At 51.9% G+C, this 15,031-nt stretch carries 13 protein-coding genes; all 13 read right to left on the reverse strand.

Translation table 11 applies throughout. From position 1 onward, the window contains the following. Positions 1-101: 101 nt before the first annotated feature. Positions 102-2,054: a type VI secretion system Vgr family protein gene (locus tag G006_RS0113380; protein WP_020483710.1), complete on the reverse strand. Its 1,953-nt coding sequence runs from the start codon at positions 2,052-2,054 to the stop codon at positions 102-104. Positions 2,055-2,100: 46 nt separating this feature from the next. After that, the gene (locus tag G006_RS0113385) at positions 2,101-2,394 is read right to left on the reverse strand and encodes a PAAR domain-containing protein (protein ID WP_026147045.1); all 294 of its coding nucleotides are present in this window, start codon (positions 2,392-2,394) and stop codon (positions 2,101-2,103) included. Between the two features lie 10 nt (positions 2,395-2,404). After that, on the reverse strand, positions 2,405-2,998 hold the full coding sequence (locus G006_RS0113390) for a DUF6931 family protein (RefSeq protein ID WP_020483712.1): 594 nt from the start codon (positions 2,996-2,998) through the stop codon (positions 2,405-2,407). 403 nt (positions 2,999-3,401) lie between these two features. Continuing rightward, a complete protein-coding gene (locus G006_RS0113395) occupies positions 3,402-3,989 on the reverse strand; it encodes a M35 family metallo-endopeptidase (RefSeq protein WP_020483713.1) in 588 nt (195 codons plus the stop codon). A 249-nt stretch (positions 3,990-4,238) separates the two neighbouring features. Beyond that, on the reverse strand, positions 4,239-6,929 hold the full coding sequence (gene tssH, locus G006_RS0113400; RefSeq protein ID WP_020483714.1) for a type VI secretion system ATPase TssH: 2,691 nt from the start codon (positions 6,927-6,929) through the stop codon (positions 4,239-4,241). Between the two features lie 33 nt (positions 6,930-6,962). Next, on the reverse strand, positions 6,963-8,018 hold the full coding sequence (gene tssG / locus G006_RS0113405) for a type VI secretion system baseplate subunit TssG (protein WP_020483715.1): 1,056 nt from the start codon (positions 8,016-8,018) through the stop codon (positions 6,963-6,965). Beyond that, positions 8,000-9,886 carry a type VI secretion system baseplate subunit TssF gene (gene tssF / locus G006_RS0113410; protein ID WP_020483716.1) on the reverse strand — a complete coding sequence of 629 codons (1,887 nt, stop codon included), beginning with the start codon at positions 9,884-9,886 and terminating at the stop codon, positions 8,000-8,002. The genes tssG and tssF overlap by 19 nt, the downstream gene beginning before the upstream one ends. A gap of 2 nt (positions 9,887-9,888) precedes the next feature. Next, the gene (tssE, locus tag G006_RS0113415; protein WP_020483717.1) at positions 9,889-10,392 is read right to left on the reverse strand and encodes a type VI secretion system baseplate subunit TssE; all 504 of its coding nucleotides are present in this window, start codon (positions 10,390-10,392) and stop codon (positions 9,889-9,891) included. Continuing rightward, entirely contained in the window at positions 10,392-11,198 is an 807-nt protein-coding gene (locus G006_RS0113420; RefSeq protein ID WP_020483718.1) for a type VI secretion system accessory protein TagJ, read from the reverse strand. The genes tssE and G006_RS0113420 overlap by 1 nt, the downstream gene beginning before the upstream one ends. Before the next feature lie 57 nt (positions 11,199-11,255). Beyond that, complete coding sequence (locus tag G006_RS0113425; RefSeq protein WP_020483719.1) at positions 11,256-11,738, reverse strand: type VI secretion system tube protein Hcp; 483 nt, start codon at positions 11,736-11,738, stop codon at positions 11,256-11,258. Between the two features lie 166 nt (positions 11,739-11,904). Beyond that, positions 11,905-13,392, reverse strand: a complete 1,488-nt coding sequence (gene tssC, locus G006_RS0113430; protein ID WP_020483720.1) for a type VI secretion system contractile sheath large subunit — start codon at positions 13,390-13,392, stop codon at positions 11,905-11,907. A 3-nt stretch (positions 13,393-13,395) separates the two neighbouring features. After that, positions 13,396-13,926, reverse strand: coding sequence for a type VI secretion system contractile sheath small subunit (gene tssB, locus G006_RS0113435; protein ID WP_020483721.1), 531 nt, complete (start codon positions 13,924-13,926; stop codon positions 13,396-13,398). 45 nt (positions 13,927-13,971) lie between these two features. Then, positions 13,972-15,003: a type VI secretion system protein TssA gene (gene tssA, locus G006_RS0113440; RefSeq protein WP_020483722.1), complete on the reverse strand. Its 1,032-nt coding sequence runs from the start codon at positions 15,001-15,003 to the stop codon at positions 13,972-13,974. Positions 15,004-15,031 lie beyond the last annotated feature (28 nt).

Consider the following 15,031-nt stretch of genomic DNA (forward strand, 5'->3'; position numbering starts at 1 on the left):
CGCGCTCCAGCCTGACGCCGGTCCGGCGCCGCTTATCCCTAAAGTATCCCAGCATAATCCTTACTCAATCCGTATTGTTCTGCGCGGAGGCAAAATGACCATCAGTTAATCATGACCATCCCGCCTTTAAGGGTCAGCATGCCATCACCACTCACCGTGGTCTGCAAGCCCTTCAATTCGGCCTGGGTGTCTGCCTGGATTTTAACGGTCATACCTTTGATCGTTACGCCGCTTTGGTCGATTTTGATGCTGTTGGAGCCCACTTTAAGCTCTATGGACTGCCCGGCTTCCTCGGAAATGCTGCCGGCATTGACTTTGATGGTCCGGTTCCCCTGAGTGACTGTCAAACTATCGTTGCCTTTGTCGATTTCAACGGTGTGATTGCCGGTTTTGACCGTCAATTTATCGTTGCCTTGGTCCAACGTGATGGTACGGTGATTGTAGATGTCCACGGTTTGGTCGCCGGCATCTTTTTTCTCGAAGCCGATTTTTTGCACATCGTTGTTTTCAACGATACGCGTAAAGTTTTTCTCGGCGTGGATATACAGCTCTTCGCTATCCTTTTTGTCTTCGAAACGAATTTCGTTGAAGTTTTCAGCAGCCCCATTCGGCGTACTGCGGGTCTTGATACCGCTTTGGGTTTTGTTGGCATCCAAGGCATACGGCGGCATTTGTTGGGCGTTATAAACTCGCCCGGTGATGATGGGGTTATCCGGATTGCCTTCCAGGAAATCGACGATTACTTCCTGGCCGACGCGCGGAATAAACATAGACCCCCAATTATTGCCGGCCCAAATCTGCGCAACCCGCACCCAAAATGAGCTATTTTCATTTTTTGTGCCGAGCCGATCCCAGTGAAATTGCACCTTAACCCGGCCATATTGATCGGTCAGTATTTCGTCGCCGCTCGCCCCGACGACAATCGCGGTTTGCACCCCTTGCACCACCGGCACACGGGTCCGCCGCGGCGGACGGTAGGCATATTCGGTACTGATAACGGAATAGGTACATTGAAACTCGTCCATGCCGCCCGCTTCGGCAATACCATAATCATTATTTTGAATCTGGAATTGGGTGGATACCGTCAGGTATTCGCGGTTTTGATCGGCGCGCGGAAATTCCGACAAGGTGAATTTTTGCCCCACGGCCAGCGTGCGTATATTGCCGAGGGCAACGGTTTGCTCGTGCTCCGCGCGTAGCTCTTCCATACGCAGGCGCGAGTAACGTTCACCTTCGCTATCCACTTTGAACTCCCCCGGATAGTCGTAGACCGACTTACTGGCTTGAGCATGTTCGCCAGGCAGCTCTGTGACTTTATCCAAAGGCGCGGTCGTCGCCTCGAAATCGAAATCCTTTAAGCGGTAACTGCCGGAACGAATTTGCCGTCCGAGCCGCCATTGGTAAAAATGCTCCTCGTCGCGCCCGCCCTGATTTGCGGCTGGGTAGTATTTGACCGTGGCCGGTGTCGCTGCCGTCAACTTGGTAATGTCGTCGCATAAAACCAGGGAATGAATGCTGTCGGTATGCGTGAAGTAATAGTAGATACCTTCTTCTTCGAGCAGCCGGCTAATGAAATTGAAGTCGGTTTCCCGGTATTGCACACAAAAATCGCGGGGCTGGTAAGTGGTGGAAAATTTTGTCGTCACGTCGGTATAACCGTGCTCGGCGAGAACAGCCTTGACCATGTCCGGCACGTTTTTTGTTGCCGGCGCCGGCGATAATACTCGGCAGTTACTGGCTTGCGTCAGTAACCACACTTTCGGATGCACAATAGCCCGGTAGAAATACAGATCGCCGAGCATGCCGAATTGGTTAATCTGCGTGACAATGCCGTTGAACGGGCGTAGCGCGCCGTTATCAAGTTGCAATTTGACGGTAATGCTGGTGCCCAACACCGTTTGCAGATCAATATCGCCGTTCTCGCTCAGCAATTCCAACTCGTACTCAAACAAACTGCTCAATTGTTCTTTACCAGTCATCCGATACAGCACAAAGGTATCCGCACCGGCGGCCGTAACCACCGAAGCGGTGCGAGATTCTTGAGAAAGTGGCATGGTGAAATCCTAACGCTAAAACGATAATTTTTTGATAAAGCCGGCGTCAGCCACCGATCAATACCGTAGGGTAACCAAGGACAATGGTGCCGCCATGGGCGCACATATCGCCCATCCTGGCGGCCGGCATATTGGCTATCAAAACCGTCGCCGAGCCTTTGGCAATAGTATCCGGCGGACCGACGCAAGTCGCCATGTCGGTAGCGCGTGCTGCCGGCATTTTGCCTATCATCACCGTGGGCGCACCAGGAGGCAAAATCGGGCCACCGACGTGCGGCACGGGGCCGGTAAACATCGGACAAACATGCATATCAGTTATACGTGCAGCTGGCTGTCCCATCGCAATCTCCTTAAGCGGCCTGCCAAAGTCGGCCGTTACCGCCGTTGGCAATATCAATAGCCTGATCGATAAAAAACTGGTATTTCTCATAGGCTTTTTCCGGCTGGGTCAATACCGCCGCCAACATCACCGCACCGGCCACCGCCTTGGCCGTCAGATTGTCCGCCGGCGGAACCGATGGCGCATCTTCCGGTGCCATGCTGCCGTCGCTCCAAAACGCGGCCATGGCTGCCCATGCGGCAGGATTTTCGAACGACGCACTGTGCGCGGCAGCGTTGGCGGCCCGGCGATTCGGTTCGGTTGGCTTAAATACCCATAACTCCGCAGCATCAAGCGCTTTAACGACTTCAGGGGCAGTTTGCGGGCTAACCACACTGCGCGCGGAAAGACAGGCCCACCAGGTCGCTTCCCGCTTGGGTAACGCTCTGGCCAAAAACCGCACTGCATCGGGATAAAGTTTCTGCTCGAGCAGCGTATTCAAAAAGTCAACCGGAGCAGGATCGGCAACCAGACCTGCAACTGCCTGCTGATCCAATTGAATATCCCGGCAAATCGCCGAAGCTTTAGGAATTGATACTTTTGTTAAAGATGCCGCGCCTGCCATGTATTCCCCACTTTCCGTTCACCTTATCAATTTAAATCAAAAAACAGCTCGCTTATTATGCCGACTCTCTCATTGCAGAGTATTGCTATCGTCATTCTGTTCCTTTTTATATCCAAGCATTAACCATATGGAGTCTTACTTTATTCATCATAGACCTGATGATTTCGACGAACTGCGGTATTCGAATGTTGCGGCGCACTTTTAAGCGATTCGTATACCATCCACCTGAAACACACCACCCATGCTTTAGCCCAACTAGCATTTTTTACATATCCCGTAGAATGAGCTGGATAATGTGACTCGCTTATAATTAAGATCCATAATGCTCAAATATTTGTCAGGTTGATACTCTCGTCACATCCCAAATGATTGCCCCCCCAGTAGCATAATTCCTCTCAATATACTATTTGGCCACCGCATCCCTAACGTCGGCATAAAACCATCCCCAGTTTGCCGCGCAACTCAAACACTTAGGCGAATTTTTACTCGCCTTATCTAAACAATTCTGTTCACCGTACCAATGATCTGAAGTTGATATCACTCGATGAGTAACCTCATGCGCCATAGTGTGAAACCTCCTTCGAGGAGTAACCTGCTCAACCAATGTATCTCCTAGTATAAAGACGCGAAGACCTGATGGAACAAAATCGGGCACAGAACCAGCTGGATGATCTTCAAAAGCGGAACTTATAACTTGAGCAAGATCACCATTCTCTACTTCACAGCTATCCACGTATTGCCCTACTTGTTTTTTAACATAAGTCAAGCGAGTACATTTATTATTCAAATAGGTAGACATGGTCTTACGTTTCAAATCGAACTCAGCGTATCTAGAATGCCCTGGTGTTGCTTCTGATCCAAACCACCGTTGGATTAAAGCTTCCCCAACGCTGTTAGCAGCGGTAACGACCGCATTCAGCTCTTTTGGAACAAAAACTTTGATTGCAGCTATTTCCTTTTCACTAAGGCCTTCAAAATTTAATGTATACATAATTCAAATCTCCAAGAAGTAATATCCCGCTCCAGACAAGGGGGAGCTAGTTTGTGAGGTAATAAAATGCACATAACCTCGCAGATTATTAAGCAGTCCTATCATTTTTTTGTTACTTAACGGCATCAAAATTTGCAAATCTCTATCCGATCTACACCTGACTAGCTACAAAATCTCGAGAAGGAGAAACCATCTGGCAAAAATGATGCTAGGTGTTATTCGCGCAGTAACGCAAATCACGTACTATATTTATTCAAACCCATACCCAAACTCTCCATTCTCGACTTTCACATGCACGCGCCCAATCGCGGCACCCTCCATCATCCTTGTCAAAAATTCCTCGCTGATCTTCGGCAACACAGTATTGGTCAGGATCGCGTCTATCATCCGGCCACCGCTTTCCAACTCGGTACAACGGCTGGCGATAAGTTTGATGACCTCGTCGTCGTAAGTGAACGGTACTTTGTGCGATTCTTCGACGCGCTTCTTGATCCGGCCTAATTGCAGACGGGCGATTGCGCCTATCATTTCGTCGTTGAGCGGGTAGTACGGAATCACTACCAAACGGCCCAGCAATGCCGGCGGAAAGACTTTCAATAAAGGTTCGCGCAAAGCCTTGGCGATACCTTCCGGCTCCGGCATTAAATCCGGGTCTTTGCACAAGTTGGCGATCAGGTCGGTGCCAGCGTTGGTGGTCAGCAAAATCAAGGTATTTTTAAAATCGATGACCCGGCCTTCGCCATCTTCCATCCAGCCTTTGTCGAACACCTGGAAGAAAATTTCATGGACGTCGGGATGGGCTTTTTCCACTTCGTCCAGCAACACGACGCTATAAGGCCTGCGGCGCACCGCTTCGGTCAACACCCCGCCTTCGCCGTAACCGACATAGCCCGGAGGCGCACCTTTCAAGGTGGAAACGGTATGCGCTTCCTGGTATTCGCTCATGTTGATGGTGATGACGTTTTGTTCGCCGCCATATAAGGTTTCGGCCAGCGCCAGCGCGGTTTCGGTCTTACCGACGCCTGAGGTGCCGGCTAACATGAATACGCCAATGGGTTTGTTCGGGTTATCCAGGCCGGCTCGGGAAGTCTGGATGCGCTTGGCAATCATCTCCAGCGCATGGCGTTGGCCAATGATGCGTTGCTCCAGCAAATCCGGCAGTTTCAACACGGTTTCTATTTCATTTTTGACCATGCGCCCAACCGGAATGCCCGTCCAATCTTGCACAACAGCGCCTACAGCCTGCTGATCGACGGTTGGCAAAATTAGCGGTGACTCGCCTTGTTGTGCATGGAGTTGGGCCTGCAAAGCTTTCAATTCAGATAGCCAGGCATCGCGGTCATTGGCCGCGGTATCGGCATCTCCGGACGGCTCGGCTGCATCAACGGCATGTCCAGCCGATCTGAGTTTGCCGCGCAATTCCAAAATTTTTCCGACCAACTCTTTCTCGGCATTCCAACGCTCTTCCAAACCGCTTAGGCGCTGTTGTTCAGCTGCCAGTTTTTCATTCGCCACCTGCTCCCGCGCAGTCACTTCGACACCTACTGCTTTTTCCCGGCCGATGATCGCCAACTCGGTTTCCAAGGCTTCTATGCGTTTACGGCAGTCATCCACTTCGGCGGGCACCGCGTGTTGGCTGATGCCGACCCGTGCACAGGCGGTGTCCAACAAGCTGACGGCCTTATCCGGTAATTGCCGGGCCGGTATATAGCGGTGGGATAATTTGACGGCAGCTTCCAGCGCTTCATCCAGAATCAACACCTGGTGATGTTTTTCCTGCACCGAGACCACGCCGCGCATCATGCCGATCGCTTTGGCTTCGCTAGGCTCCAACACTTGCACGACCTGAAAACGCCGGGTCAAAGCCGGGTCTTTTTCGATATGCTTTTTATATTCCGCCCAGGTCGTAGCTGCCACGGTACGCAATTGTCCACGCGCCAGCGCCGGTTTTAATAGATTGGCGGCATCGCCGGTACCGGCCGCGCCGCCGGCGCCGACCAAGGTATGGGCTTCATCGATAAACAAAATGATGGGTTTGGGCGAGGCTTGCACTTCTTCAATCACTTGCCGCAGGCGGTTTTCAAATTCGCCTTTCATACTGGCGCCGGCCTGCAATAAACCGACATCCAAGGTGCGCAAGCTCACATCGCGCAACGACGGTGGCACATCGCCGGCGACAATTTTCAAAGCAAAACCCTCAACTACCGCAGTTTTGCCGACGCCGGCCTCACCGGTCAGAATCGGATTATTCTGCCGACGGCGCATCAGAATATCGATGACCTGTCGAATCTCTTCCTCGCGACCGACGATAGGATCGATTTTGCCGTTACGCGCCTGCTCGGTCAGGTCGACCGTAAATTGTTTCAGCGCCTCCTGCTTACCCATCGCCGCCGGCGCAATCGCGCCGCTGGCTTCACCGGGGGTAGCACCGACCAACGAACCATCATTGGCGACCAAACCGTCTTCCGGTGAACCCGACACAATCTTCGGCAGCTCGTCGGAAACGGTATCCGGTTTGAGTTTCTCAAACTCTTTGGAAATGCCTAGCAACTCGTTGCGCAAGGATTTGGTTTTCAACATACCGACCAACAAATGGCCGCTACGTACTTGGGCTTCGCCGAACATCAGCGTGCCGAATACCCAGCCACGTTCTACGCTATCTTCGATGTGCGGCGAAAAGTCGGAAATAGCGGTGGAGCCCCGCGGCAAGCGATCCAGGGCCGTCGTCACGTCCTTGGCAATCACCGAGGCATCCAAACCGTAATGTTTGACCAAGCGGTGCAAATCGGAGTCTTGCAGTTGCAACAGTTGGCTCAACCAATGCACCAGCTCGACATAGGGGTTGCCTCTCAGTTTGCAAAACACCGTCGCGCCCTCGACGGCTTTGTAACAAACCTTGTTCAATTTCCCAAACAACTTGACTCGGCTAATTTCCGCCATGGTGTTTATTCCTCGCTAAAGTTTAAGTGTGGTTCAGCAGGCAGCATCAGCCTGTATAAACGGATTAAGCGTTAAATCATCGGCATCGCTTTCATCGCGACGCGGCCCCAACCAAGTACTCCAACCCAATTGAGCATCACCGTTCATGCTATTCGCACCAGTCGTTTCAGGTTTTCCTAAGGCCAGCTCTTCCGGTACTTCGGTTTTTTCCAGAATCAATTGTGCGTCCCAGACCATTTCGTCACCGGCATAATTACGGACAATAGCCACCAATTTGGGCAACAGCGCCCCTCCCGGCAGCAACGCCAAATACAGGCTACGGCGCAACGGCCCTATCACGACACGAAATTTATGTTGGCAACCCCAGACGCTGGCGCCGATTACGACAGAGCTCCCCAGAGAACAGGTGTCTGTGCTCCAGCCCAAACGCGTTTGCTCACGGGGCTGAATGTCCATCCACTCGCCAACGAATTCAGCAACGCGGACCGGCACTTTAAAAATATCCGAGACAATGGCCTGTAAACCTTCGGGATGTTTGGTCTGTGCGGCAAAATGCCCGGCATAAAACAATTTCCCCCGGTCTGTCAATGCGTCCCGATTCTGAAACGGCGCACCGGAAAGACCCAGCATGGCCCCAACGTAAAACCCGAAGCGATCGGAGTCCGGCCGGTCGTAATGCACTTCAGGCCGGGCGTTGGCCCAAGCCCGGTAAAACAAACTAATCATCCGATGATGGAATACATCGGCGAAACGAGAGAAAGTCGGATCGTGATGGTGGCGCTGCCGCTCCCGGGCATATTCGGTCAAATGTAGCGGCAGCGGACCATTCGGACCGAACAAACCCATAAAATTGACTGCTAATCTCGGTTTAGCGGAACCGATGCCGGCTGGAGAATAGTAATCGACTGCGGTAGCAGGAAATTCCAGCTCCGGCTCCTGGGAAAAACGCACTGCGTCATCAACCGCTTTGACGCTGGTACCGAAACGCGGTTTGTCCCTGTTCATGCATTCGATCAAGCGCACCGCCTCAAAAAAATCGAAGCGCGACGCATCCTTCGTCAATTCACCGATTAAATCGTGTGCCGACATCCCATCCTCGCAGGCCAGCGCGCCACTTCACCGCGGTCGGTGGTACGAACCACCGTCTCGACGAAAGAATTGATCGATACATACCGAGCGAAAAAGCGCTCCAATACCGTTGCCAACAGAAAATAGCCGCCACCTTCAAACGCCGACTCGTCCAGCGTGACAGTAATTTCCAAACCGCGCCCGAACACCATCGGCCCCTTGGCATCGATGCGTCTGACTACATTTTTGGAGGCTACGGAAATCACGCCCTCGATCTGCTTCTTGATGGCCGGTTCACGTTGATCGGCATACAGGCCCAATAATTCCCGCAATGCCGCCGCGCCGGTCTTGGCATCGGTATCCAGCAGCGACAGATAGTTCAGTGACAAATGATTGATCAGGCGCCACACGGTATCCGCCTCATAAGCTGCCGGCAGCGGCCGAGTTGGGCCGGCGATGCAGCGCACGGATTTTACCGGAGCACTTACCTGCAAGGTAAAATCGGTTTCACCCTGGCCTACAGGCATCACCAGCGGTAAATCGCGGTTGGTACATAGGGTATCCAGGCCCAATTGCGCCAATTTGCTGGAATACGGCGCCTGCGCCGCATCGACCAATGAAATGAAAACCTCGCTACCGATATAACTGGAACGCACCCCTTTACGACGCTGATTCGACGACAACACACGATTCACGCGCCGTACGCTGAAAAACGCGGTCTCACCGGCATGCTGATAGGACGCCTTGGAACCGTAAAAGGGTAGAAAGGTTTGCTCGTTGCCTTGGTCGGCCCCGAATCCGACGGCTTCATTGACGCTATGGATTTCATAATCCATTGGCCGGCTACGATCCACCACGATGTGATATTCCGATTGGCGCTGGTCGATATGGATCCGATCAGCGCGCTTGGGAAACAAGTTGATGGCCGGCACACAGAACAAAGCCAAATTATTCTGATCCAGTACATTGATCAATTGCGGTTCGCTGCGATCAAACAGCACGAACAATTCAATCTGTTCGCTGTCGCAGGTGGACGCTAGCTCTTCCAGTCCGCCGAGCTCGACAAACAGGTAGCGATCCGGGAAAGCGAAATATTCCTGCAATATTCGATAACCGTCGAACGAGCGCGGTGTCTGTCTCAGTAATGCCTCATCCGGCTCGAATCCCAAACCGCGGATTGCACCACCGGGCAGCGCACGAATTTCGGTCGAGACACCATTATTGAAGCTGCCGACGATGCCGGTTGTATTCGCCAGCATTTGTTCATACAAGCGATACGGGATATTGCCGACGCCACGCAGAAATAGCGGCAGCCGGCCCAAGGCGATTTCATTAAACTTCAAACCTCCCACACAGTTCAGGACGATGCGCAGCGCAGCCTTCACCGGCCCACGAAAATGCTTAGCCGTCAGGCCACGACTGGAAACGGCGGCCAGACTCGGTAGATATTCAATCTGACCAATCTGCAACGGCAACAGTTGCAAGGCTTGCGCAGTACGGTACTCGCAGGCGGTTTGTTCGCCTCTGGCAATCTGACTACGCAGCACCGTATCTTTGGCTATCGTTACCCCGTCAGCCAGAGCCGCTTCGGCAAAATCCGGTTTCAACTCCACCACGGTCATCGATGGCGTAGCCGACAAATAGTGCGGATAGATAATCTGCAATAATTGCTGGGTAAAGCTGGGGAATTCGGAATCGACCTTCAATTGCACCCGAGCAGCCATAAAGGCAAAGCCTTCGAATAGGCGCTCTACATAGGGGTCGGAACATTCGAACGTATCCAAACCCAAGCGATTGGCTATTTTCGGAAACTCGGCGGCAAACTCCGCGCCCACTTCGCGGACGTATTGCAATTCGCGGTTATAGTATTTAAGCAGCCGGGGATCCATCGTTAACCGTCCAATTCCTTCACGCTGATTTCGCCGGTTTCCAGATCCAGGTCGCTGCGAATGTATAAATGTACCGGCAACGGCTGCGCCCACAAATCGCCTTCGATTCGAAAGGACAGCGCCTTGTGATTCATTTGATCATCGGCTTTCGCCAATTCCACCGACAGCGAATCCGCCAAGATTCTCGGCTCGAAATCGTTAATCGCCTGCCTGACTTTGCGTTCAATCTTTTTAACGTCAATCCCGGTCAGCGATACGCCGGACAAGACCGGCGTCCCGTAATTCAGTACCGACCGAGCTACAAACGGATAGTCGGCCAAATTAACCATGCTCTCAAACGCTGCGGTGTTAAGTAGCCAGCTTAAGTCGCGCAAGACGCTCTGCCGTAATTGACGTAAGGACATAACGCGTTGTTCGCGGGTTTCCGCGCGTTTTTCCGGCGCTTCATCAGTCAACCGATCCAACAAGGATGGTTGGAGACGTTCCGCGTGCAGTAAATCGGCCATTATTCAAGCCCTGCCGCCGGGTTAAATTCGATAGTGCGGACATCCAGCAGGGCGTAATCGTCGACGTCGGTGGCCAGTAAGCGCTGTCCGGTGCCATGCATTACGCCATCGGCGACTTCGTTCCATTCGGTTAAACGGGACAGGCGGATGCGGGCGTCCGAAGCCGTTTCAGAGCCCGGATAACGGCAAGGTATCAAGCCGCTTGCTTCACCGCCATTGATCCAGGTAAATTGCGCCGGTATCCATACCAAATCGCGTAAATCGGTGGGTTTTTCCAACTGAATCTTGCTGATCTGCATAAACGGCACCCAATAGTATCGACCGTTGACAATGGCCTCCAAGACGGGTCCCAAACGGCTATCAGCATCCGCCATCCATTCAAACGGCGTGCCGTCGAGCGTTCCAGCAGTAGCCGGCGCCTGTTGCAAGGCCTGAGTTCGTAACTGCACGGCTTGCTGAAAATCACCGCTGCTTTCCCGCATAAGCGCTTCGAGAAGCAAGGCCAACCACGCAGGTGGTTCTCCAAAGATCAGCGGCGTTTTGCGCGCAGCGAAGACATCCTTACGTAGCGCTTCGCAGAGTAAAACTTGTTCGTAAGTACTAACCATCAGCAAGGTGGAGGCATCCAAATCACGCAGCACATTGAGTTGATTTAGCGCCTTGTCCCATAGGCCCTGCACGCAATACAACTGAAACAGCAGGATACGGGATTTAGGATCGGCCGGGTTTTGCCTGATATGTTGCTGGGTCTGCTGCAATGCCGCGTCCAATTCGCCGTCGGCAATCAACCGTGAAACGTCCTGCATGGGAATCTCCGATAAATAAAAAACCCCCGGCTATCAGGAAATAGCCGGGGTCACGCTTTAAGGAGCTGCGTTTAGCTTCAAGTCCCAAGCTTTTAGTTCTCCAGCCACCGGCGCCGTGCCTTCGCCAAAAGTGCTGTACTTGGTAGTGATCTTGTTGAAGTTGATGGAAATGCTCTCGCTGGGACGATCACCGCCACTAGAGGCACTGTAACCGCTAATAATGGCTTCACCCAATTCGATTTCGTAATAGACTTGAACCTTGGAATCTGAGCCCGCAGTTTGGATGAAATGTATTGTAGCGGTGCCCAAACTTTTACCGCAGATGGCTTGTCTCCAAAGCTCTGTGGAGGCAATGTCCATACTTTTGGTAATAGTCACTTCGGAAAACGAAGGATTGCTGGTATCACGGTCTTTGCCGGTACCGCTGGTTGAGATGGCGCGACCGACGCCCATTTGCAAAGAGTCGAGGGTAATCCAATCTTTGTGCCCTTCGACTGTGCTATCGCCTTTAATTGCTGTTGCGAAATTTAATAAGATCATAATGCTCTCCTTTCTAAGTTACTGATAAAAAACATAAACGGGTACTCACCCAAAGATTTACAGCGCCGGCAAGCCGGCATATAAAACAACCATCGCCAGTCCCGGGAAATTCGCATTACCGACCCGACAATTAGCATACTTCCTAGCCTTATTCAGCGAACAGGGCTTAACCTTTTTGCGACGGTAATTTAGACGTCAGCCGCAAGGAAACCGTCAACCCTTCCAACTGATAGTGCGGTCTCAGGAAAAACTTGGATTGATAATATCCAGGATTGCCTTCCACCTCTTCTACCACCACCTCTGCCCCAGCCAACGGCCGCCGGGCTTTATCTTTTTCAGTCGCCACCGCCGGGTTGCTTAGTACATACTGGCTAATCCAAGTATTCAGCCAAGCTTCCATATCCTGCCGCTCCTTAAACGAACCGATCTTGTCGCGCACGATACATTTGAGGTAATGCGCAAAACGGCAAGTCGCAAATAAATAAGGCAAACGCGCGGCCAGATTAGCGTTGGCACTGGCATCCGGATCTTGGTACTCGAATGGTTTTTGTAAGGACTGCGCACCAATAAACGCGGCAAAATCGGTGTTTTTCTTATGCAGCAAGGGCATGAAGCCACTTTTCGCCAACTCTGCTTCGCGCCGGTCGGTAATAGCGATTTCGGTCGGGCACTTCATGTCGACTCCGCCGTCGTCGGTCGGGAAGGAATGCACCGGCAAGCCTTCCACCGCGCCACCGGACTCGATACCGCGAATCTGCGAACACCAGCCGTATAACTTGAAAGAACGATTAATATTGACCGCCATGGCATAAGCCGCGTTGGACCATGTATATTTGCTGCTGTCGGCGCCCGAGGTATCTTCCTCGAAATCAAACTCCTCGACAGGATCGGTTTTCGAACCGTACGGTAACCGGCTGAGGAAGCGCGGCATAGCCAAACCGAGGTAACGCGAATCTTCGGATTCCCGCAATGAACGCCAGGCCGCATATTCGGGCGTTTGAAAAATTTTGGTCAGATCGCGTGGATTCGCCAATTCAGACCAACTCTCCATTTGCAGCACGGATGGCGCCACACCGGAAATGAACGGAGTGTGCGCAGAGGCGCTGATTTTCGCCATCTCGCCCAACAATTCCACATCTTGCGGACTGTGGTCGAAATGGTAGTCGCCCACCAAGCAACCGAACGGTTCGCCACCAAACGTGCCATATTCTTCTTCGTACAGTTTTTTGAATAGCGGACTTTGGTCCCAAGCCGTACCCTTGAATTTTTTCAGGGTTTTACCCAACTCATTTTTAGTGATATTTAACACCCGAATTTTCAACATTTCGTCGGTTTCGGTGTTGTTAACCAGGTAATGTAAGCCGCGCCAAGCACCTTCCAGTTTTTGAAAATCAGGATGATGTATGACTAAATTCAATTGCTCGGTGATCTTCTGGTCAAGGCTGGCAATAATCGACTGGATAGTTTTAATTGCGTCGTCGGATACTTTTGAAACATCCTGTAATGCGTATTGCGCCAAGGTAGTTACCGCAGTATTGACCTGATTGGCAGCTTCTGTTCCTGGCTTGAACTCCTTGGACAATAATGCGGAAAAATCGTCCAATTCCAGAGTTTGAGTTGCGCCCTGTCCGCCTTGAGTTTCTAATTCGGCCATGGCTTACTCCCCTTTTCCTTCGGCAGCATCACCGCCGGCTTCCGTCGGTTTCGCCGAAGCAGCCAAGGTTTGCAACAATGCTGGGTCGTTAACTAACTTCGCGATTAATTCCTCGGCACCGGTTTTGCCGTCCATATAGGTAATCAAATTGGACAATTGGGTTCTGGCTTCCAACACTTTGTCCAAGCCTGCCACTTTTTTGGCAACGGCGGCCGGAGAAAAGTCATCCATACTTTCGAACGTAATGTCGACGTTCAAATTGCCTTCACCTGTCAAGGTGTTGGCAACTTGAAACGCGACCCGCGGCTTCATCGATTTCAATCGATCGTTGAAATTATCGACATCGATTTCCAACAATTTACGATCAGCCACCGGCGCCAACGGTTCAGCCGGCTTGCCGGACAAATCCGACATAACGCCCATCACGAACGGCAACTGCACCTTTTTCTCGGAACCATAGAGTTCGACATCGTATTCAATCTGTACCCGGGGAGCCCGGTTTCTTTGTATAAACTTCTGACTACTTTCAGCCATTGTATTCTCCGCTTGACATTAAGAAGGACTACCAAAAATCAGTTTCTAACTCGGGTCGGGACCCTTTATCGCAGTTATTTGGGAAAGCGCATCCGGCATTAAGTTTTGGACGATTTCCAGGAAATCCGCGTTTGCCAGATGCTTGGCCCGGCGCAACAAAATGGGCACGGGACTAGACGGCTCGTAATCCGCATAATATTTACAAAGCGCATCCAAAGTTCTCACCACATCTTGACGCGACTCAATAGCACCACCCACTGCTTTGGATTTAACTGGCTTTACATCATTACCTGCCTCGGCCGTGCTGCCATCGTCGATTGCCTCGCTCTCGACGTCGCTAGACAACCGCGACCCGGCGTAATGATCGAAATCATCCCGGACTTCCTTCAGTAAAGCTTTCAACGGCGTCAATACCGCGCCTTGGCTGGCTCCGACTTTTTCGTTAACGAAAGCGTCGATCCGCTCGACAATTTTGATGCTATCGAGTACCGCCTGATAATTATCGGTTAACGCCGCGTCATCCATATCCAGAAAAGCCGCGTTGATAGCGCCGTTGTCTGGCTTTGCAAGGCCCTTGGGCACTTCCAGCCGGTCGGTTGCATACTGAATGTCACGCAAACAAAACCTACCGATTGCTTTCGACTCAACCAGCACCGCCAAACTTAGAGGCCTGATTATCAGGTCGAAGCTGGCAAGCTCTTCCAAAATATTGATTCGCGACGTCGGATCCATACCGTCGTCGGGATCAAGCTGAGGGTGTATGGAATCCCAATAACGAGTCAAAGATTCTTCCAGAAAGCCCAGTCCATCGCGAAAACCTCTCCAACCTTCAACGTTGATCAGTGTCCGGATCAAGTACAAAATGACTTGCAAATCTTTGGAACGTTGCAACAACGCCAAGGCCTCTTTATAGACCTCGCGCCAGTTAGGCGGTAGCGCTTTCTCTCCAGAAAACTGATTTTCCGGGGTCCCTAAAATATTGGTGTCCAACGCCACTCTGGCATTGTCATACTCAAGGTTATCGCCACAAGGCTGCTCGGCCGAAACAGGTTCTAGTAATCCGGACAAATCCGCCATTTTTACGCCTCTATGGTCATGCAATTGT

The organism is Methylomonas sp. MK1, from assembly GCF_000365425.1.
GTDB lineage: Bacteria > Pseudomonadota > Gammaproteobacteria > Methylococcales > Methylomonadaceae > Methylomonas.